General features: G+C 58.7%; 17 protein-coding genes and 1 pseudogene. 3 read left to right on the top strand and 15 right to left on the bottom strand.

Annotated features, from left to right (window positions below; all coding sequences use genetic code 11):
* Positions 1 to 406: 406 nt before the first annotated feature.
* The 9 genes and pseudogenes from C6366_RS20780 to yihA form a co-directional block, all read right to left on the bottom strand.
* Positions 407 to 538 (bottom strand): annotated as a pseudogene (locus tag C6366_RS20780) (Ltp family lipoprotein); the annotation flags it as partial.
* A 12-nt stretch (positions 539 to 550) separates the two neighbouring features.
* Entirely contained in the window at positions 551 to 949 is a 399-nt protein-coding gene (locus C6366_RS17835) for an Ltp family lipoprotein (protein WP_199221559.1), read from the bottom strand.
* Positions 950 to 1,017: 68 nt separating this feature from the next.
* On the bottom strand, positions 1,018 to 1,839 hold the full coding sequence (locus C6366_RS19410; protein WP_146164914.1) for a hypothetical protein: 822 nt from the start codon (positions 1,837 to 1,839) through the stop codon (positions 1,018 to 1,020).
* A gap of 853 nt (positions 1,840 to 2,692) precedes the next feature.
* Positions 2,693 to 3,577, bottom strand: a complete 885-nt coding sequence (locus tag C6366_RS17830) for an amino acid ABC transporter permease (RefSeq protein ID WP_107740447.1) — start codon at positions 3,575 to 3,577, stop codon at positions 2,693 to 2,695.
* 66 nt (positions 3,578 to 3,643) lie between these two features.
* On the bottom strand, positions 3,644 to 4,477 hold the full coding sequence (locus C6366_RS17825; RefSeq protein ID WP_107740445.1) for a transporter substrate-binding domain-containing protein: 834 nt from the start codon (positions 4,475 to 4,477) through the stop codon (positions 3,644 to 3,646).
* Positions 4,474 to 5,253 (bottom strand): amino acid ABC transporter ATP-binding protein, encoded by a 780-nt coding sequence (locus C6366_RS17820; RefSeq protein ID WP_233248567.1) that lies wholly within the window; start codon positions 5,251 to 5,253, stop codon positions 4,474 to 4,476. Before C6366_RS17820 ends, C6366_RS17825 begins: the two co-directional genes overlap by 4 nt.
* Positions 5,254 to 5,463: 210 nt before the next feature.
* A complete protein-coding gene (locus C6366_RS17815; RefSeq protein WP_233248566.1) occupies positions 5,464 to 6,276 on the bottom strand; it encodes an amino acid ABC transporter permease in 813 nt (270 codons plus the stop codon).
* A complete protein-coding gene (locus C6366_RS19405; protein WP_146164913.1) occupies positions 6,273 to 6,536 on the bottom strand; it encodes a hypothetical protein in 264 nt (87 codons plus the stop codon). Before C6366_RS19405 ends, C6366_RS17815 begins: the two co-directional genes overlap by 4 nt.
* A gap of 136 nt (positions 6,537 to 6,672) precedes the next feature.
* Complete coding sequence (gene yihA, locus C6366_RS17810; RefSeq protein ID WP_107740441.1) at positions 6,673 to 7,317, bottom strand: ribosome biogenesis GTP-binding protein YihA/YsxC; 645 nt, start codon at positions 7,315 to 7,317, stop codon at positions 6,673 to 6,675.
* Positions 7,318 to 7,427: 110 nt separating this feature from the next.
* On the opposite strand from yihA, the gene C6366_RS17805 reads away from it, so the two are divergent.
* On the top strand, positions 7,428 to 8,183 hold the full coding sequence (locus C6366_RS17805; protein WP_107740439.1) for a hypothetical protein: 756 nt from the start codon (positions 7,428 to 7,430) through the stop codon (positions 8,181 to 8,183).
* A 25-nt stretch (positions 8,184 to 8,208) separates the two neighbouring features.
* On the opposite strand, the gene C6366_RS17800 is transcribed toward C6366_RS17805, so the two are convergent.
* The gene (locus C6366_RS17800) at positions 8,209 to 8,706 is read right to left on the bottom strand and encodes an acyl-CoA thioesterase (protein WP_107740437.1); all 498 of its coding nucleotides are present in this window, start codon (positions 8,704 to 8,706) and stop codon (positions 8,209 to 8,211) included.
* A gap of 80 nt (positions 8,707 to 8,786) precedes the next feature.
* Here C6366_RS17800 and lgt point away from each other — a divergent pair, with 80 nt between their 5' ends.
* Together lgt and C6366_RS17790 are read left to right on the top strand one after the other, a co-directional pair.
* Positions 8,787 to 9,593 carry a prolipoprotein diacylglyceryl transferase gene (lgt, locus tag C6366_RS17795; protein ID WP_107740449.1) on the top strand — a complete coding sequence of 269 codons (807 nt, stop codon included), beginning with the start codon at positions 8,787 to 8,789 and terminating at the stop codon, positions 9,591 to 9,593.
* A 492-nt stretch (positions 9,594 to 10,085) separates the two neighbouring features.
* A complete protein-coding gene (locus C6366_RS17790; RefSeq protein ID WP_146164912.1) occupies positions 10,086 to 10,736 on the top strand; it encodes a 3D domain-containing protein in 651 nt (216 codons plus the stop codon).
* 9 nt (positions 10,737 to 10,745) lie between these two features.
* Here the strand turns inward: C6366_RS17790 and C6366_RS17785 are convergent, their stop codons facing one another.
* The 5 genes from C6366_RS17785 to C6366_RS17765 form a co-directional block, all read right to left on the bottom strand.
* A complete protein-coding gene (locus C6366_RS17785) occupies positions 10,746 to 11,696 on the bottom strand; it encodes a histone deacetylase (RefSeq protein WP_233248565.1) in 951 nt (316 codons plus the stop codon).
* 32 nt (positions 11,697 to 11,728) lie between these two features.
* Entirely contained in the window at positions 11,729 to 12,238 is a 510-nt protein-coding gene (gene purE / locus C6366_RS17780) for a 5-(carboxyamino)imidazole ribonucleotide mutase (protein WP_107740431.1), read from the bottom strand.
* A 198-nt stretch (positions 12,239 to 12,436) separates the two neighbouring features.
* Positions 12,437 to 14,809 carry an FAD-dependent oxidoreductase gene (locus C6366_RS17775; RefSeq protein ID WP_107740429.1) on the bottom strand — a complete coding sequence of 791 codons (2,373 nt, stop codon included), beginning with the start codon at positions 14,807 to 14,809 and terminating at the stop codon, positions 12,437 to 12,439.
* Positions 14,810 to 15,167: 358 nt separating this feature from the next.
* Positions 15,168 to 16,838: a glutamate synthase-related protein gene (locus C6366_RS17770; RefSeq protein ID WP_107740427.1), complete on the bottom strand. Its 1,671-nt coding sequence runs from the start codon at positions 16,836 to 16,838 to the stop codon at positions 15,168 to 15,170.
* Entirely contained in the window at positions 16,802 to 17,932 is a 1,131-nt protein-coding gene (locus C6366_RS17765) for a glutamate synthase (protein ID WP_107740425.1), read from the bottom strand. Before C6366_RS17765 ends, C6366_RS17770 begins: the two co-directional genes overlap by 37 nt.
* Positions 17,933 to 18,350: the final 418 nt, after the last annotated feature.

Below are 18,350 nucleotides of genomic sequence, written 5' to 3'. Positions count from 1 at the left end.
TATAAAATTAAACGTTTTTTTGACAAAAAAGCAGAGATATCAGTAGGGTCTTACGCAAAGGGCCAGGTTAACATGCAGAAATTATTGCGGAAAAGGCTGGATTTGGCGCGATGCGGTTAAAGTCCTGAGAGAGATTGCTGTGTGGTGAGGCTTAACTGTTAATGTGGGTGGGAGAGGGCAGTATCCCCAATGCGGTGGTCCATCCTCTCAAAACTCATGGCACCCGTTCCATTTTAAGAATCAGTTTCGAGACAGCTTTTCGAGAAGGCCGGAACCTTGATTTTTCGTGGATGGTGAAGGCGATTTTTGACATTCTTAAAAACCTTCGTTTGTGAGAATGGCTGCGTCAAAAGAAAAGCCTTCCCGGATTTCTCCGAAAGGGCTTTGGGTCTTTTGTTCAGCGCTATTAATTACAAGCTCCCGCTTTTTGGGCACCGTACCTTGCTTGGCTCTCTGTGTATTTGTCACCAGCGCTTGATGAAAGTTGCTGAATGAGTCCTTTGCACGAGAAACCCATCATTTTGAGGTAATTTTTCGCAGATTTTACCGCTTATTCGTTAAAATCAATGTTCAAGCTATCTACTGCTGCTGTAGCATCTGCAACGCTATAACCATCCCCTGCATCTGATGAAAGTTGATTAATAAGCCCTTCCCGCGAAAAACCACTAAAATTAAGATATGCCTTCGCGGATCTAACAGCATTTTTTTGTGGTCCAGTTAATTGCCTAGTTGTCTCTTGAGCCTGTCGCTGCGCGGGCCGTTGAACTTGTCTAACTGTTGTCCTGGGAATTTCCGTGGCATGGATGGGTGTTTGTGTTATTTTTGTTGACCCAACGCTGCACTTGTAAATGTACATTCCGGAAAGCCTCTTGTCAAATTCGCACTCTGGCTCCGCATAGGCGTACATGGCGGTCAAACTCAGTACGACCAATAATATTATTCTCCGCATACACGCCCTCCTTAATGTGGCTGGATATTCGGTCATGGGGCCATGGTCGCAGTTAAATCTATATTTTTTTACCTGGAGAAGATGTAAAGCAAGACCACTGCCACAACGACAATTGAAACAATCTCGATGGTCGATAATTTCTTTCTCTTGGTTGTATTGCTTGGTTTCATTGGAGATACATTTAAATCTTTCTTGGTAATTATTGGTTCATTTGTTGACCTTCCCGGCAACATTGCTTTTTCTTTGAGAAGCTCAATAACCGATTTGTATGCTTCTGTTCTCTTGCTGCCATAGTTCTTTGTGTATCCTTCATTAGATGTCTTTTCCCCGAAGTATTTCAAAAAATTACCATCATATTTTTTAATAGAATTAACAACCTTGCTGTTTGTATGTAGTTTCCTGGCGACATATTCTATTGCAGGATCATTTAATGAAATTGTTGTTGCCATAGATGACCCTCTTATATAGTCACGATAAACACAATATGCAAAAAACAAAACCAGTTCTTTTTCATATCCTGGTTTAGACAATGCGTTTTTTATTTTACTGTAAAGCGTATCTTCTCCAATAAACTCTGTAACTTCAATATTAAAAAATCTTGCTATATCTTTATCTTCTTTTTTAGATAAAATTTCATTTTTAAATTTTGCATTTATTATATCAGCAACATCATTTTCATTTGTTCCGCTTGATATATCAATGTTGTGTTTTGCTGCCAATTCTATTTGCTGCTCTGTTGGTGGATTATATGGCAACAATTTGATTTCTTCGACAACAGTTCCATCGTCTTCAGCATTTTTTCTAGCTATATGTTCATCAAAAGCAAAGTATATTCGTTTACGCTTTCTTCCTGTTTCTTTGCCAGTTCCAATTATTTCAAATCTAGGCATGACAGATGTTCCTAAATTTATATATTTTTGTGTCTTTAGTCGTTGATGATTTTTTGAGCAACAGGAGAGTCTTTAGGAATCGGTCTTGATGTTCCACAGAACTTACAATCTTTGGACCAGATGTTATTCTCCATACAGAATATATTATTGCAACAACGATCATGGGAAGAAAAAAGAAAATTGAGAAACACCATAAAATAATCTCGATCAAAAAGTGACCTTTTCTTGTAGGTATGCCAATTTGACCACAATTTGTGCAAAACATTTCTCTTTCTGATTTATCTACCTTTGCAATCATTTCCCCCCTTCTCTAATAGTTAAAAATGCGGTACTATCGGTCTTCCGTCTGCCCACCAGACACAACTCGTTCGATTTATTCGTCCCTGTTCAAGGTTAAAACCCCCGGCTTCAGCCGGGCGGCTTTCATCTAGCGGTTTGGCTTTACGCCGGTGTACGGCATGGATGGCTTTACATGTGAATAACGCGTCGGATTTGTAATCATGCTTGCCGAGGCCCGACTATGTAACGTGGCTGATGAGAAGCACGTACTAACCGGCTGCGAAGCCTGCCGGTCCAGGCTGGACTTTCAGTCCGCTGGATCAAACCCACCAGCTTACAGCTGGTGGTTGTTTAGTTCCCCGGTAGCTGATGGTCGCTAGGCTGTCCAACGAACCGGTACCATTTTAGTCTGTCATGGACGTAGCTCCATCAACGTTATTGATTTTGTCATGTACATAGTCAGAATCATCTGTGACCGCAAGCGAAGGCAAGAATTCCAGGCCATTGACAACACCTGGAATTGTTTCTTTATTTTCGCCCTCCTGCTCCCAGTACAATAGGTTATAGTTTCCCGTCACCCATACGCCCGGCGCAGGCGGCGTTCCACGCGGCCGGCGAGGGTGGAGAAGGTGAGGGTCAGGAGGAGGTAGAGCGCGGTGATGGTGATCATGATCTCGAAGGTCATGTAGGTGGAGGCCATCAGTTCCAGGCCTTGGAAGGTCAGTTCCTGGACGCTGATCACCGAGACGATGGCCGTGTCCTTGATGGTGGCGATGAACTGGCCGGACAGCGGGGGGACGATTCGGGAGACCGCCTGGGGCAGGATTACGTGGCGCATCTGCTGCCAGGGAGAAAGGCCCAGGGCGTAGGCGGCCTCGCGCTGGCCCCGTTCGATGGACTGGATTCCGGATCGGACGTGCTCGGTGATGTAGGCCCCTTGGTACACGGCCAGGGTGAGCAGGGCGGCCAGGAAGTTGGGCATCCTCTCCACGGGCACGGCCACCCAGGCCAACAGTTCCTTACCCCAGTCCGGGAGGTTGCGGAGCATGGCTTCAACGCCCAGCAGGGTCATCAGTTGGTCCGCCAGGAAAAAGTAGAAAATGAAGATCAGAACCAGGGGCGGGATGTTCCGGACCAGCTCCACGTAGGTCCAGCCGACCATCCGAGGGAACAGGGACTTGCCGCACCGGGCCAGACCCATGATTACGCCGATTACCGTGGCCAGGAGCATGGTCCAGATGCTGAGTCGGATCGTGGTCAGCAACCCCTGGGTGATCAGGCCGGGCACCCAGCGGTCGGCCGTTTCATCCCAGCGCAGCAGGTAATTGGCCAGCAGGTGCCAGCGCCACTGGTAGTCCAGGGTGGCGTGGACGCGCCAGATGAAGACCGCGGCAAAGGCGACGATGGCCAGGATCAGGACGGCGTCCAGGGGGGTGAAGCGGGTCTGCTTGGAAGTCATGGAGCTTTTTTAGAGAGAGGGGCTGGGCAACAACCGTTGCCCAGCCGAAGTGTGTTTCGTGGTCGGTTATTCCACCTGGTCCTTCCAGTCCATGGTCGTGAACCAGTAGGTATAGCGATCTTGGATCCAACCTTCGCCGGTGACCTGGAGGATCCAACTGTTCACGTAGTTGAGCAGGTCCGGATCTCCCTTGCGCATGGCGATGCCGATGGGCTCGTTGGTCAGGTTGCCTTCAACGGGCAGGAACAACCGGTCCGGGTTCTTGATGGCCTCCTGAGAGGGCAGGGGGGCGTTGCCGATCAGGGCGTGGGCCCGTCCCATGAGCAGTTCCTGGACAGCCTGGGGCTCCTTGTCGAAGTATTTGCGCTGGGCCTTGGGAAAGAGGTTTTCCGCGGCTCTTTGGGCCGTGGTTCCGGTGCGGGCAACGATGGTCACTTCGGGCTTGTTGAAGTCCTCCAGCGCGGTGAAGCCCGCGGCCTTTTCCTTGTGGGCCACCAGGGCCTGGCCGGTGAAGTAGTAGGGCATGCTGAAGTAGACCTGCTGGGCCCGATCCGCCCGGATGCTCATTCCGCCGATGAGCAGGTCGAACTTCCCCGTGAGCAGGGCCGGGATGATCCCCCGCCACGCCGTGGGCACGAGTTCGACGCGCACGCCCAGGTCCTCGGCAAAACGCTTGGCCACGTCGATCTCGAAGCCGATGAATTCTCCGGTCTTGTCCTGCATGGCCCAGGGCACGAAGGTATCGAAGCCCACCCGGAGCGCCCCGCGCTCCATGATTCCGGTCAGGGTGCTTTCCCTGGTGATCTGCTGACTGATGTTCTGGGCCTGGGCCACGGCGGCGAGCAGCAGGATCAGGCAGGCCGCCAGGGCCGTAAGGACGAGTTTACGTGTCGGGTTCATATGTTCTCCTTCGCGTTAGGGGTTGACTCCGCTGGACCTGGGACCGGTCCGCACAGAATTTGGCCAAGAAAGTCGCGGGTGCGCTCTTGTCTCGGGTTGCTGAAAAAGTCGTCGCTGGAGGCTTCCTCCAGGAGTCGCCCGTCCTCCATGAAGATCACCCGGTCACCGGCTTCACGGGCAAAGCCCATTTCATGGGTGACCACGACCATGGTCATGCCGTCACGGGCCAGGCCCTTCATTACCTCCAGGACTTCGCCGATGGTTTCCGGGTCCAGGGCGCTGGTGGCCTCGTCAAAGAGCATCACCTTGGGATGCATGGCCAAGGCTCGAGCAATGGCCACGCGCTGCTGCTGACCGCCGGAAAGCTGGGCTGGATAGGCCCGGGCCTTGTCCGTCAGGCCGACCCGGGCGAGCAGGGCCATGGTGGTTTCCTCGGCCTCTTTCCGGGATTTCCCCCGGACCTGCTCCTGAGCCAGGTTGATGTTTTGCAGCACGGTCATGTGCGGAAACAGGTTGAAGGACTGGAAGACCATGCCCACCTCGGTTCGGATGGTCAGCCGGTTTCGGGGATCGTCGTCCAGGGGTACGCCGTCGATGACGATTTCCCCGGAATCGATCTCCTCCAGGCCGTTCAGGCAGCGCAGCAGGGTGGACTTGCCCGAGCCGGACGGCCCGATGATCACCACCACCTCCTTTTGCCGTACGGACAGTGAAACATGATCCAGGGCGCGCAACCCTCCAGGATATGTCTTGACGATGTCCCGGACGGAGATGATCTCCTGGCCGAGGCGCGTGTTTGCCCGTGTCGTTTCCCGTCGGGCGGCGTTTGCGTTTGCGGTCATGCGGCTGCTCTGGGATTTGTGGTTCACGGTTCACGGTTCACGGTTCACGGTTCACGGTTCACGGTTCACGGTTCACGGTTGCGGACGGTTTCATGGAGTTTTTCCCGACTTCCGACTCTTGACTCCAGGCTTCAGCCTTTCCCCTCACTCCGCCGTGCGCATCCGTTTGCCCAACTCCGCCACGAGCATGGACAGGGGGAAGGTGACGGCCAAGTAGATGGCCGCAACGGTGAACCAGACCTCGAAGACCATGAAGGTATCCGAGGAAACGATGTTGCCTTGCTGGGTCAACTCGTAGATGGCGATGGTGCTGGCCAGGGAGGAGTCCTTGATCAGGGTCACGCCTACCCCGGTCAGGGGGGGGAGGATGCGTCGGACGGCCTGGGGGACGATCACCTTGCGATACGTGTCCCACTTGGATAGTCCCAAGCTATGAGCGGCCTCCCACTGGCCCTTGTGGATGGAAACAATTCCGGCCCGGAAGATTTCCGAGGCATAGGCCCCTTCGAACAGGGACAGGGCCAGGACGGCGGAGCCGAAGGCGTCCAGGCCGAAGACCGGGCCGATGACGTAGTAGATGAAGAAAATCTGGGTAAGCAGCGGGGTGTTGCGGATGAATTCCACGTAGCCCTTGGCCACGAGCCGGGCCGTGAACGAGTCGGAAAGCCGGAAGATCGCCGCGGTCAGTCCGAAGATCATGGCCAGGATCAGGCTCAGCCCGGAAATTTTGAAGGTTACTATCAGCCCTTGCAGCAGGGGCCCGAGCATCCAGCCGTCCTCTGTGATCTGGATCAGGTAGCGGGGCATGCGGTACCACTTCCAGTGGTAGCCCATGCCCTGTTCGCCGCTGGCGATGAACCAGGCTATCGCGCCCAGGAACAGACCGTAGAGCAGGAAGTCCCGGTAGTGGGCGACAAGAAAACCGGGGACCGTGGCGGCCTTGGCTTGGGCGGTCACGGCGCGACCTCGGTGAACGTGGTCGAACCGGGGAAGAATGGGCTGAGGCGTGGTGAAGAGAGGCGGCGGGGAGCGGGGGAAACAAAGAAAAGAACGGGCGGCGAGGGTGGACGGAGCGGGGCGAAGCACGTTTCCACCGGACAACCTCCGGGGCCGAAGAACACCTTGGAAAGTCGGCGCGACCCGGAGGGCCGTCGGATTGGATTGGAGTCGCCCAAGGCGCGGGCCTGGGCGCGGGGCTGGCGAGCGACACTATGCATGACGCTCATACCGTAGGTTTCGGGGGTGACGTTGTCAAATACGTCTGTTCGGATCAAGATAATCGGCGGACATAACTCCAAGATATTGGAAAAGCTCCCGTACTTGCTAAAAAAAGTCGCAGCCGACCAATCTCCGTCATTGCGCCTCGGAATCGGGTAAAGGGTGGTCTTGGGAAGAAATCAGTAGCCGGATTTGTTCCCAGAGCGTTTCCCGGCCCAGGCGGGTCTTGGCGGAAAAGAAAACCGGGGCGGCTTCCGGGCCCAGCAGCTCCATCCAGGCGCGTTTGGCGGCGGCGATGTCGCGCTGGGAGCACTTGTCCGCCTTGGTGAGCACGGGCAGGAGGGGCAGGCCCTGTTCCAGGGCCATGCCCGCCATCTCCTTGTCCGGAGCTTGGGGCGGCAGGCGGCTGTCCAGGACCAGAACCAGTCCCACCAAGCCCTTGTTGCTGGTCAGAAAGCGCCGCATCAAATTACCCCAGGCGTTGCGCTCGCTTTTCGAGCGTTTGGCGTAGCCGTATCCGGGCAGGTCTACCAGGTAGTATTGCTCCGGATGGACCAGATAGTAATTCAGGCTGCGGGTTTTGCCTGGAACCGAGCTGGTCTTGGCCAGATTCTTGCGATTGGCCAGGCAATTCAGCAGGGAGGACTTGCCCACGTTGGAGCGGCCTGCCAGGGCGATTTGCGGAACGGCGATCCGCTCCATCTGGTCCAGGGTGTAGATGGTTTTTTCCAGGCTGACGCTGGAAGAGGGAGGGGCTGAGGGGAGATCCGGGCTTGTCATCGGAGAATTCCTGTACCATGATGATTCGTTGAGGTGAGAAGCAACGACGATTTGTCGTTCCGTGTCTCTCCCCCTACCCGTGCATGATCAACACTGCAAGGAGAAGCCTCGTGAAGCCGATTATCTTGATGGCCCTTGGATTCCTCCAGGTCGTCCTGCTGTGCGCCTGTACGCCCCGGAGCGCCGACCATGGCTGGAAGTTCGCCGAAGAAGCCCCGACCGCGTTGCATCGGGAGACGGAGGTCACTGTGTCCATTGTTCCGGATCCGGTTATGAAATACGACGGGATGTGCGAGAAATTGAGAACCGGGTCGTGGGAGCAGGGTGTGGAGGAATTGTTGCACATGTACGTCACCCAGGCGGCATTGCTGCGCCCATCGGAGGCGAGCGGAAGCAACGGGGTTCTGGAGGGCGATCAAGGGACAGGGGCCGTCGTTTCGAGCCGCGAACCTCGATGCGACCCTTGGCTGGACAGCGTTACGGGAATGGTTTCGCAGCGAACGGGCTTCTTCTCCTCCCTGGTTCCGGAGCGACGAATGGGAGGAGTGATCGACGCTTTGCAGGAAGACCAAACCATGGGGGGGATGCTTTCCAAGGCCTATGTTTCCTTGTGGGGCCCGCCCCAGGGGCAAGCGCCGATCCCGGTGCTCATCGTCCAGCGTTCCAGCGGCCTGGAGCAAGGTATGGCCCAGGTCGTCGGGGCCGGACTGATCACGCAGATCACGGACACGACGAGCCAGATGCGTATTCTGGAGTCCACCCGGGAAATATTTCCGGGTGATCTGTTCTTCCAGCTTCAGGTGCGGGCCGAGGTGCTGCCCATGGAGGGCGATCTGCTGCCGTTGGGGCCTGAAACGGAAGAGTAGGCGTGTAGCTTCCGGCTCCTTCCCGCTATTCTCGCAACGAGGAGTCGACGGCCCGTTCCCTGTTCTTTTCAGCTAGCCGCATTGCCCGGCGAACCTTGGCCTCTTCGGAGCGGTGAATTTCATCCGGCGTGGTGGGTTTGTAGGGTCGGGCCGGGGTGGGGTGACCTTTTTTGTCCAAGGCCACAAAAGTCAGATAGGCCGAGGCGGTGTGCCGGATCTCCCCGGTCAGAAGGTTTTCCGCTTCCACCCGGACGCCGACCTCGATGGACGTCCGGCCCACCAAGTTGACGCTGGCCTTGAGCATGAGCAGGTCGCCGACATAGGCCGGATGGTGAAAGTCCAGCCGATCGATGGATGCGGTCACGGCATTGCCCCGGACGTGCCGGATGGCCACGATGCCCGCGGCGGTGTCGATATGCTTCATGATGATTCCGCCGTGGATGCTGCCGTACGGGTTGGCGTCCTGAGGCAGCATCTGTACGGCCATGGTCAGGGACGTGTCTGAAGTGCAGGTAGTTTGCATGGTGGCTCCGTGTCGCCGATGTGAGTTCGCGATTGTTTTTTCCCGTTGCCTCTGAACGTATCAACAAAAGGTTTTACCGCGTGTACCACCCAAACATTGATCCCGTGGCTTTCGCCCTCGGACCGCTGGAGGTCCGATGGTACGGCCTGATGTATCTGATCGGCTTTCTGGCGGCTTGGTTGCTGGGCCATTTTCGGGCCAAGCGGTCGGGGTCCGGTTGGAACCCCCAGGAACTGCCGGACCTGATCACCTACTGCGCCTTGGGGCTCTTACTGGGTGCACGTCTAGGGTACGTGCTGTTCTACGACTTCGCAACATTCATCGATCATCCCCTGGAAATCCTGAAAATATGGAAGGGCGGGATGTCCTTTCACGGCGGCCTGTTGGGCGTGATGTTGTCCATTTGGCTCTACGCCCTGCGCAGCCGACGGAGTTTTTTTCAGGTGGCCGATTTCGTGGCTCCGCTGGCGCCTATCGGGATCTGCGCCGGGAGGATCGGCAACTTCATCAACGGCGAACTCTGGGGTCGGGCCACGGACGCGCCGTGGGGCATGATCTTCGCCGACCCCACCGCCGGATTCATCCCCCGGCACCCCTCCCAACTTTACCAAGCATTTCTGGAAGGCTTGGTCCTGTTCGCTCTGCTCTGGTCCTTCTCGGCCAAACCCCGTCCCACCATGGCCGTTTCCGGCATGTTCGCCCTGCTCTACGGCGTGTTTCGCTTCAGCGTGGAATTCTTCCGCGAACCGGACGCCCATCTCGGCTTCGTTGCCTTTGACTGGATGAGCATGGGACAGGTGCTTTCCTTGCCCATGATCGCGCTGGGGGGGGTATTGCTTTGGCTGGCGCACCGAAGACATGGAGGTTTGCCTCCCGCAACACGTTGAGGCTGGTTTTTTCTACGAGGATCAATGCCGGAATCGAAAGGGCAGGGCGCGTTAATATTGGCCAGTTTCAGAAATGTCGCCATATGAATGCTGAAAATTTACGGAGTTCGGTTCATCGCGTCTGCTGAAATTTTGCGCACGGATGAGGCGCCAAACATTGAGATTGATCTGGGTCGCCACCCGACTTCGGCGTGTCTCTGCTCGGTCCTTACGGGAGAAGCGGTTTGTAATCCTTTTCATCCCAACGTGTTAAGAAAAAAATGCCGTATCCATGGAAAAAGGCGAGGATTGCTTCCGGGCAGGCAGGGTTGGGAGCACGATGGTTTTGTTTTTTTCGGGAAAAAGTCGGAAATACCCTCGATTATCAACATTGCGGAGGCATAATCATCCGGCTACGATTAAAAATTATCTCAAAAACACTCGTCCTCTCACTCCACTGCTCCGGGCAATCTTGCTCCGCACCGGACGCGTCCACTCCATGAGGAGATGATCATGCGCTACGCTCTGCCCCTCGTTATTGTTCTGGCCCTGATGAACCTCTATCACGTCCTCAAACCCGTGGACGGCGTCGGCGGGCAACCCGCGATCCTGACCAAGGAATACCGGTTCAACATGGAGAAGGACCTTGAACTGCTCAAGGCCCAGGACGAAATTCTGATCCTCAAGATGCTCCTCAATGGCTACCGGGAGAACAAGGGGAACCGGGAAATAGAGCTGGGAAAGCTGCTCGATGAAAATCTGGTTCTCAAACGGATGATTAACGGCTACCGGGACGCCAACACCCATCGATTGCGCCTGACCGCGTACACGGCCCGGCCCCAAGAATGCAACGACGACGTGGACAACACCGCGATCATGCAAACCCCTGTTTCCGGCTGGACCGTGGCTGTTTCCCGTGACTTGAGAGGCTGGCTGGGCAAACGGGTCTATATCGAGGGCTTTGGCATCCGTTTGGTCAGCGACCTGATGAACGCCCGCTACACCAACGCCATTGACGTCCTGGTGGCGGATGTACCCACTGCCAAACGGATCGGCGTCCGAAAGAATGTCCTGGTAACCCTGGTGGAGCCGCTGGCAACGGACGTCACGGACCTGGATCGGGAATTGGTGGCCTTGTTAAGCAATGGCTCGCGTATGGAGTGACGGCGATTGTCAGGCAGCCAAAGCGCGGACGTGCTCCAGGGCGGCGAGGGCCATGGAGTGGAGGTCGTAGCCGCCTTCCAGCAGGGAGATGATTCGTCCCTGGGTGCCGTTTTTATCGGCGATGTCCCGGACAATGGCGGTCAGCTCGGTGAAGTCGTCCGGGTGGAGGCGGAATCCGCCCAGCGGGTCGGCTTCCAGGGCGTCGAAGCCGGCTGAGATCAGGACCAATTCCGGCTGGAAGTCCCGGGCCGCGGGCAATAGGCGTTCCAGGAAGGCTTCGCGGATCGGGGCGAAGCCGGTGCCGTAGGGAAAGGGGCAGTTGATGGTGAACCCCTCTCCGGCGTCGTCGCCGGTTTCGTGGACCGCGCCGGAGTAGGGGAACCAGTTGCTTTGATGGGTGCTGAAGAACAGGACGGACGGGTCGTCGTAGAAGATTTCCTGGGTGCCGTTGCCGTGGTGCACGTCCCAGTCCACGATCAGGATCCGCTCCAGCCCGTGGGCGATCTGGGCGTGCCGGGCAGCCAGGGCCACATTGTTGAAGATGCAGAATCCCATGCCCTGCTTGGGACGGGCGTGGTGGCCCGGAGGGCGGACCACGCAGAAGACGCTCTGGACATCCGTTTGCATCACCGCGTCCACGGCGACCATGGCTCCTCCGGCGGCATGAACCGCCGCGTCCCAGGAGCCGGGGCCGACGTTGGTGTCCGGAAATCCGAGGCTGCGGCGGCCTTCCTGGATGCGTCGGCGGACCAGGTCAATATATCCGGGGCCGTGGCAAGAGGCGAGTTCACTTTCCGTGGCCGGACGCGGCCGCAACCGCGGCAGTCCCGCGGTCTCCCGGTCCTCTTCCAAGGCGCGAACCAGGGCCGTGTAGCGCATCGCGCTCTCCGGATGCCCGGCCCCGGCGTCATGGACCGCGAAAACCGGGTCGTACAGCAGGGCCGTGGCCATTGTCCGCATGGAAGCTTGCCTCTCAAGTCGTCGCGACGCGATCAGCCCGCGCTGCCGGGATGTCGGGCGCGCAGATCAGCCGCGGCCTTTTCCACCCCGTCGATCATCTTCTGCCGATTTGCGCGCAGTTTTTCAGCCAGTTCAGGATCATCCAGGGCCAGAATCTGGGCGGCCAGCCAGGCGGCGTTGCGCGCCCCGGCACTGTCCAGGGCCACGGTGCCCACGGGAAAGCCGGGAGGCATCTGCACCGTGGCCAGCAGCGCGTCCAGGCCACCCAGGGACGAGGCGGTCAAGGGCACGCCGAGTACCGGGCGGGTGGTCTTCGCGGCCACGGCCCCGGCCAGGTGGGCGGCCATGCCCGCCGCGCAGATGAACACCTTGCAGCCCTGATCCTCCAACTCCCGAACCAGCCGCTGCACCCGCTCCGGGGTGCGGTGGGCCGAGGCCACGGTGAACAAATGCGGGATGCCCAGTGAACCGAGCACTTCGGCACAGGGGGCCATCTTGTCTTCATCCGAGATGCTGCCCATGAAAATGGCGACTTTGGTCATATCAAGGCTCCTTGAGTGTTGTTTTGGTTCTGTATTTGGGAAAGAAAAACCGCCTCGTCGCATCCGATTCTTGCCGACGAAAGTTCCGCCGAATAATAATCCAGATACGATCAACGCGGTCAAGAATACGTGAATCCTTCTCGGACGTCCAACCTTCCGTCACCGGCACGCTCGGGGACAAGGGCAGACTCCCTCTTATCAGCCCATGGGTGTATTCTCCACTAAAGCCCAGACTCCGCAAGGGCAGCATTTTCCGCAGAAGCCGCAGCCGATGCATTTGTCCGGGTTGGAGACGCGTTCGTATTTGCCGTTGCCCAGGTTTTTGCGCTCGATGGCCGCGGTGGGACAGACCGCGTCGCACAGGCCGCAGTCCATGCACGAGCCGCAGGAGGAGCATTGGGAGGCGCAGTGTTCCATGTCGTTGTACTCGGTGATCCGCGGGTCGTAGTATTCCAGGGTCATCCGGGAATAATCGATGCGCTCCGAGGTTTCGCTGTACTCGATGGAATAGTCCTTGAGCCAGGCTGAATCCACCTGGGGGCGCTTGCCAGCGGCCATTTCGTCGATGGTTTTGGCCGCTTTGCGTCCCGCGCCGATGGCGTCGGTGAGCAGACCGGGCTTGACGATGTCGCCGATGGCGAAGACCTGGGGATCGGAGGTTTGGCCCATCTCGTTGACCAGCACGAAGCCGCGGTCCACGGCGATGGTCTCGGGCAGAAAGCCCAGATCCGGCAGGTCGCCGATGGAGATGACCACGGTGTCCGCGGGGATGACTTCGCCGGTGGTCAGCAGCACGCCCTCCGGGGTGATCTCCTTGGTGAAGCAGGGGTAGCGGAAGACCGCGCCGGCCCGTTCGGCCTCCTTGCGCTCCTCGCCAAAGGAGGCCGGTTCCTGAATGTCGATCAGGGTGATTTCCTCCGCGCCCAGGCGGTGAGCCACGGTGGCCACATCGCAGCCCACGTTGCCCGCGCCGATGATCACCAGCTTCTTGCCCACGGGCTGGTTGTCCAGCTTGGCGTTCTTGAGAAAGGTCAGAGCCGGGGTGATCCGCTCGGAACCGGGAATGGGAATGGTCCGGGGCTTCTGCGCTCCGGTGGCGATGACAACGTAGTCGAAGTCGGCCTTGAGTTGGTCGAACTCCTTGTGGGTCAGGTTCTGCTGGAGATGCACGTGGGGAAGAACCTTGCGCACCCGTTCGATCTCCGCCTCCAGAACCTCCCTGGGAATGCGCTGCTCCGGAATGGCCGTGGCCATCTTCCCGCCCAGAACCTTTTCCAGGTCGTAGACCCACGTGTCGTGGCCCTTGAGTCGGAGCTGCCAGGCCACGGAAATCCCGCCCGGGCCGCCGCCGATCACTGCCACCCGTGTCCCGCTGAGGTCCGGGAGCTTCGGGGGCTTAGAGGATACGCCCTTTCTGCCCAGAGGCGTGATGTCCACGGGCTGGAGATTTCCGGCCACGCCCTTGGTACAGCCCTGCATGCACAAGTGCGGGCAGAGATAGCCGCAGATGGAGGCCGGAAAGGGAGTGAAGGCCAGGGCCACGTCCACGGCCTCGTCAACTTTGCCCTCGCGGATCAGCCGCCAGCGCTCCTGGACCGGCATGCCCGTGGGGCAGGCGGACTGGCAGGGGGCCAGATACTTGCGGTGCTCCCAGACCGGGACGTAGCGGCGCAGCTCCCCGGTGGTGATCAGGGGGACGGGACTTCGGTCCAGGTCGGTCAGGTCGCCGATCATCCCGCCCCGGCCCAGTTCCTTGTCCCAGACGTCCCGGTGAAACTGGGCCATGGAGCGGCGCTTGGCCCCGACTTTCTCCATGGGCGTGCGCGCGGCGATGCACTGCCATTCGTCGCGTACCGTGAGCTTTTTGAGCAGCCGTTTGCGTTTGATCCTGCCCAGAAACAGGTCCATGTTTTCGGTCAGCCAGGCCCATTCCTCGTCGGAAATGGGGACCAGCTTGGCGTCGGCCTGGCTGTAGCCGTGAATCGGTCCGCGAAAGAAGATTTTGCCCCCGACCATGCCCACGCAGGGCCGATAGCCCAGGACGTTGCGCGGATCCTGGGGCTCATGGCCGCAGATCACCGCGACCCCGCCGGCCATGAATTCGGCGAAGTAGTCTCCGGCCGAGCCCAGAACCCAGAGTTCCGGATGGGCGAACCGGGGATTGTATTTGGTCATGGTCATGCCCCGGGAGCCGATGTTCCCGGCCACCCAGACCTTGCCCTGGGCCATGGCGTTGCAGGCCCCGTTGGTGGCGTAGCCATGGACCACGATTTCCGCCCCGGCGTTCAGCCAACCGATGTCGTCCGAGGCCGGACCGTGAATCTCGATGGTCGTGCCCGGCGAGCCCATGGAGCCGGTGCGCTGTCCCGGAGAGCCGGTGATCTGGACGTTGACCGGCTTGCCCTGGGGCTGAAAGATCCGTCCGCCGATGCCGTGCTGGCCGAATGCGGCGATCTCCAGACGCCCCGCCCCGCCGCGCACCGCTTCCTGGATGCGCTCCTCCAGAATCCGGGAAGACACCCGGCCTGTCTCGTCCTTGCCGGCGATGTGCACTGTTTTTGCCTTGCTCATTGCTCTGCCTCGTTGAAATATGCTTGGGGTTCACAGTCCGTTGAAAAACTCCCAATTGCTGCGTCGCCGCAAAAAGTTCAAACTCTCACGTATGAATAAATACGCTTCGACCTTGAACTTTTTTTGCTTCTTGCACTTGAGGGTTTTTGAACGGACTGCCGGATAAGGACTTTTTCAACATTCAGTTCAGTCTTTGCGACGGAACCCGGAATGGATAAACGCGAATTCCCGCGATGCCGTCCCAAAAGGTGCGACGGCAAGGCGCGAGGCTCGTTCCAGACCGAAGCGTATTGGTTCATACGTGAGGGCTGGAACGAGCCGAAGCAACGCAGCTGACGTGCCTTTTGGGGCGGCATCGCTAAACCACGTACTTGATCTGCAGCCGCTCCGCCGCGAACCGGTCCGCGATGCCCAGGGCGTCGGACATGCCGATGGGCAGGGAGGTGGAACGGCCCAGGGGCGCGACGATTTTTTTCAGTTCCGTGTCAAAGCCCACGTACACGTCCACCACCCGCTCGGCCACCTGCTCCGGATCCAAACGCCGATACAGGCGCGGATCCTGGGAGGTGATGCCCTTGGGGCAGCGGCCGATGTTGCAGATGTTGCAGCGGTCGCCCTCGGAACCCAGGCAGCCGGCCGCGGCCTGCATGATGTACTTGCCGATCTGAACCGCGCTGGCCCCGAGCATGATCAGGGCCGCGGCATTGGCCGCCAGGTTCCCGTTCTTGCCCGTGCCTCCGCCGGCGATGATCGGCAGCTCGTTCTGTTTGCCCAGTTTGACCAGGTTCAGATAGCAGTCCCGTAGATTGGAGGCGATGGGGTGGCCCATGTGGTTCATGGACACGTTGTAGGCCGCGCCGGTGCCGCCGTCCTCGCCGTCAATGGCCAGGCCCGCGGCGTAGGGGTTGCGGGTCAGGTTGTTCAGTACGGCCAGGGAGGTGCTGGAGGCCGAAATCTTCGGGTAGACCGGCACCCGGAAGCCCCAGGCCATGCTCATGGACTGGATCATCTTGGCCACGGCCTCTTCGATGGAGTACTTGGTCTGGTGCGTGGGCGGGCTGGGCAGGCTGACCCCCGGCGGCACGCCGCGGATGGCGGCGATGAGCTGGTTGACCTTGTGCCACTGGAGCAGGCCGCCGTCTCCGGGCTTGGCGCCCTGGCCGTACTTGATCTCCACGGCGCAGGGGTCTTCCTTCATGTGCGGGATGGCGTGGACGATCTCGTCCCAGCCGAAATAGCCGCTGGCGATCTGCAAAATCACGTACTTCAGGAACCGGGAGCGCAGCAGCCGGGGCGGACAGCCGCCCTCGCCGGTGCACATCCTGACAGGCATGCCCAGTTCCTCGTTGAGGTAGGCCACGCCCATCTGCAACCCCTCCCACATGTTCGGGGAAAGCGCTCCGAAGCTCATGGAGCCGATCATCAGCGGATAGATTTCCCGTACTGGCGGCATCCAGCCGTTTTCGCGTTGGGTCTTGAGGGCCTCGGCCGGGGGCAGGATGCGGCCGATCAGGGTGCGCAGTTCGAACTCGTGGCGGCCGGCGTCCAGGGCCGGGTCGGTGAGCATGGAGATGCGCATGAACTTGATCTGGTCCAGGACGCTGTCCCCGGAGTTGCGCCGCCCGCCCCGGGTGCGCGGCTGGCCGCCCCGGTCGCGGTGGAAGCGGAGCAGGTCCGTGGATTCGGATTTGTGGGGCTTGATGGCGTTGTTCGGGCAGACCATGTTGCACATGGCGCAGCCGATGCAGGCATAGGCCGGGTCCGTGCGCTGGCGGATGCCGTAGTAGACGCTGGAGGTGGACGAGGGCCTGTCCTGCTGACCGGAGGGCTTGTCCGTCCGCTTGTCCAGCAGGCCCAGGGGCGGGGTGAAGATGGTCCGCTTGCGGAACGTCCCGAATTCAATGGCGTTCACCGGGCAGACCGCGGTACACCGCCCGCACAACGTGCAGGTCCGGATGTCCCAGTCGATCTGCCAGGGCAGGTCTCGTTGGCTTAATGTTGATGGGGTAACGGCTGTGTTTGCCGACATATACGTACCTCCTGACAGTCCGGCGAAACAATGGCCGTGTCAAGGTGCATGGGTTGAAAATCCTTAGACTTGTCGCGATCCGGAATGGCCGCGTCCAGGCCGCAGGCCTCGGAGGAAAAGGCGAACAGGCCGGGCCGTCCGCCGACGATGCCGGGCCGCAATTTCTTGCGGTCCTGGACCATGAACATGGTCTTGTCCGGCAGGCAGCCGATGACGCAGTTCGGGCCGTCGATGATCAGTCGGCGGCAGGCCTGCTTCATGGTGTGCAGGAAGTCCCGGTCCGGATGGGCTTCCAGGTCGTCGTCCTGGAGCGGGGTGATCACGTGTTTGTAGGCTTCCAGGCTCAGGCCGAGACCCTTGAGTGTGAAGTGCAGGATATGGGTGAAGACCTCGGAGTCGGACTGGTAGCCCTCGTAGCCGGGCACACCCTGGCTGCCCAGGTATTCCTTGATGGGCACGAAGGCCGTGTTCTCTCCGTTGGTCATGGTGGAGACGCCCTGGATGAAAAAGGGGTGGCAGGCGTAGAGATTGATCCCGTAGTTGGTGTTCTGCCGGCCCTGGGCCAGGATCCGCCCGGCGTACACCTCTTCCCGGTCCAGTCCCAGATATTGGCCGATCTCCATGGGATCGCCCACTTCCTTGATCATCAACACGTCGGGCCAGAAACTGAAGACCACCATGTCTTCCTCGGCCTGGCCCATGTGGCGCAAAGCCAGGCGGGTCTTGGTCAGTTCCCGTTCGCGCACGGCCGGGGCCAGATCGGTCCAGGCCGAGGGCGGTTCAAAGACCTGGGACAGATAGATATCCCGTTTCGGGGTGCCCGGAGGCGGGGATTCCTTGGCCTCCAGGGTCAGTCGGTACCCGGGCGTAAAGCCCTGGCTGGACATGAACTCCTCCATCCGGCGCAGACCCGCATGGGTGAAGATGCCGGAAAGGATGGGCAGGTGCTTGCAGTCCTGGAAGGGACCGGCCAGGTCGGTCAGAAACAGACCGATCCCCGAACCGTCATGACCTTCCTTCATCACGTCCAGCGCCTCGATGGCCCGCATCGGGGAGATGGGGACGGAGCTGGTCAGGGAGAACAATCGGCACATGGATTCTACTCGTGGGGCAAGAGGGGGAGAGATGGGCATCCGGATCGCGGTCCGGATGCGGACCTGGGTTCAAAAAAAATGACATTTTTTTTCAATTTGCCCTGAAATGACAATCAATTTTTTATTGATGATACAAAAATGTAGCTTCAGGGAGACGGATAAATGGCAAAGCGCCCATTTGTCAACGCTTCACAACCCAAAAAAACACGCACAGCCGCATTTTCAGAGTTCAAGGCTAGGTCGGACCACGCATGTCCGACGAACTCTTTTCCGCGTGGATACTAACCTGAGAGGACATAAAAATGAATTCTTTTCGCGGTCGGAAATGACGACTTGCCATTTTTGAAAGGTGTGTAATGAATGCGCAAGGCCATGGCAAGGGATTTTGGTCATGGCCTTGCGGGGGAGGGGAGGGTGC

Source organism: Desulfonatronum sp. SC1 (genome assembly GCF_003046795.1).
GTDB lineage: Bacteria > Desulfobacterota > Desulfovibrionia > Desulfovibrionales > Desulfonatronaceae > Desulfonatronum.
Note: the sequence above shows the minus strand (reverse complement) of the source record. Positions and strands in the feature narration are given on the sequence as shown.

What these genes read in the sequence shown, in the direction of transcription:
- C6366_RS17800 (WP_107740437.1), bottom strand. Translation starts at nt 8,706, where the DNA reads ATGCAAACTACCTGCACTTCAGACACGTCCCTGACCATGGCCGTACAG.
- C6366_RS17765 (WP_107740425.1), bottom strand. Translation starts at nt 17,932, where the DNA reads ATGTGCCGATTGTTCTCCCTGACCAGCTCCGTCCCCATCTCCCCGATG.
- C6366_RS19410 (WP_146164914.1), bottom strand. Translation starts at nt 1,839, where the DNA reads ATGCCTAGATTTGAAATAATTGGAACTGGCAAAGAAACAGGAAGAAAG.
- yihA (WP_107740441.1), bottom strand. Translation starts at nt 7,317, where the DNA reads ATGACAAGCCCGGATCTCCCCTCAGCCCCTCCCTCTTCCAGCGTCAGC.
- purE (WP_107740431.1), bottom strand. Translation starts at nt 12,238, where the DNA reads ATGACCAAAGTCGCCATTTTCATGGGCAGCATCTCGGATGAAGACAAG.
- C6366_RS19405 (WP_146164913.1), bottom strand. Translation starts at nt 6,536, where the DNA reads ATGCATAGTGTCGCTCGCCAGCCCCGCGCCCAGGCCCGCGCCTTGGGC.
- C6366_RS17770 (WP_107740427.1), bottom strand. Translation starts at nt 16,838, where the DNA reads ATGTCGGCAAACACAGCCGTTACCCCATCAACATTAAGCCAACGAGAC.
- C6366_RS17775 (WP_107740429.1), bottom strand. Translation starts at nt 14,809, where the DNA reads ATGAGCAAGGCAAAAACAGTGCACATCGCCGGCAAGGACGAGACAGGC.
- C6366_RS17790 (WP_146164912.1), top strand. Translation starts at nt 10,086, where the DNA reads ATGCGCTACGCTCTGCCCCTCGTTATTGTTCTGGCCCTGATGAACCTC.
- C6366_RS17825 (WP_107740445.1), bottom strand. Translation starts at nt 4,477, where the DNA reads ATGAACCCGACACGTAAACTCGTCCTTACGGCCCTGGCGGCCTGCCTG.
- C6366_RS17785 (WP_233248565.1), bottom strand. Translation starts at nt 11,696, where the DNA reads ATGCGGACAATGGCCACGGCCCTGCTGTACGACCCGGTTTTCGCGGTC.
- C6366_RS17835 (WP_199221559.1), bottom strand. Translation starts at nt 949, where the DNA reads ATGCGGAGAATAATATTATTGGTCGTACTGAGTTTGACCGCCATGTAC.
- C6366_RS17830 (WP_107740447.1), bottom strand. Translation starts at nt 3,577, where the DNA reads ATGACTTCCAAGCAGACCCGCTTCACCCCCCTGGACGCCGTCCTGATC.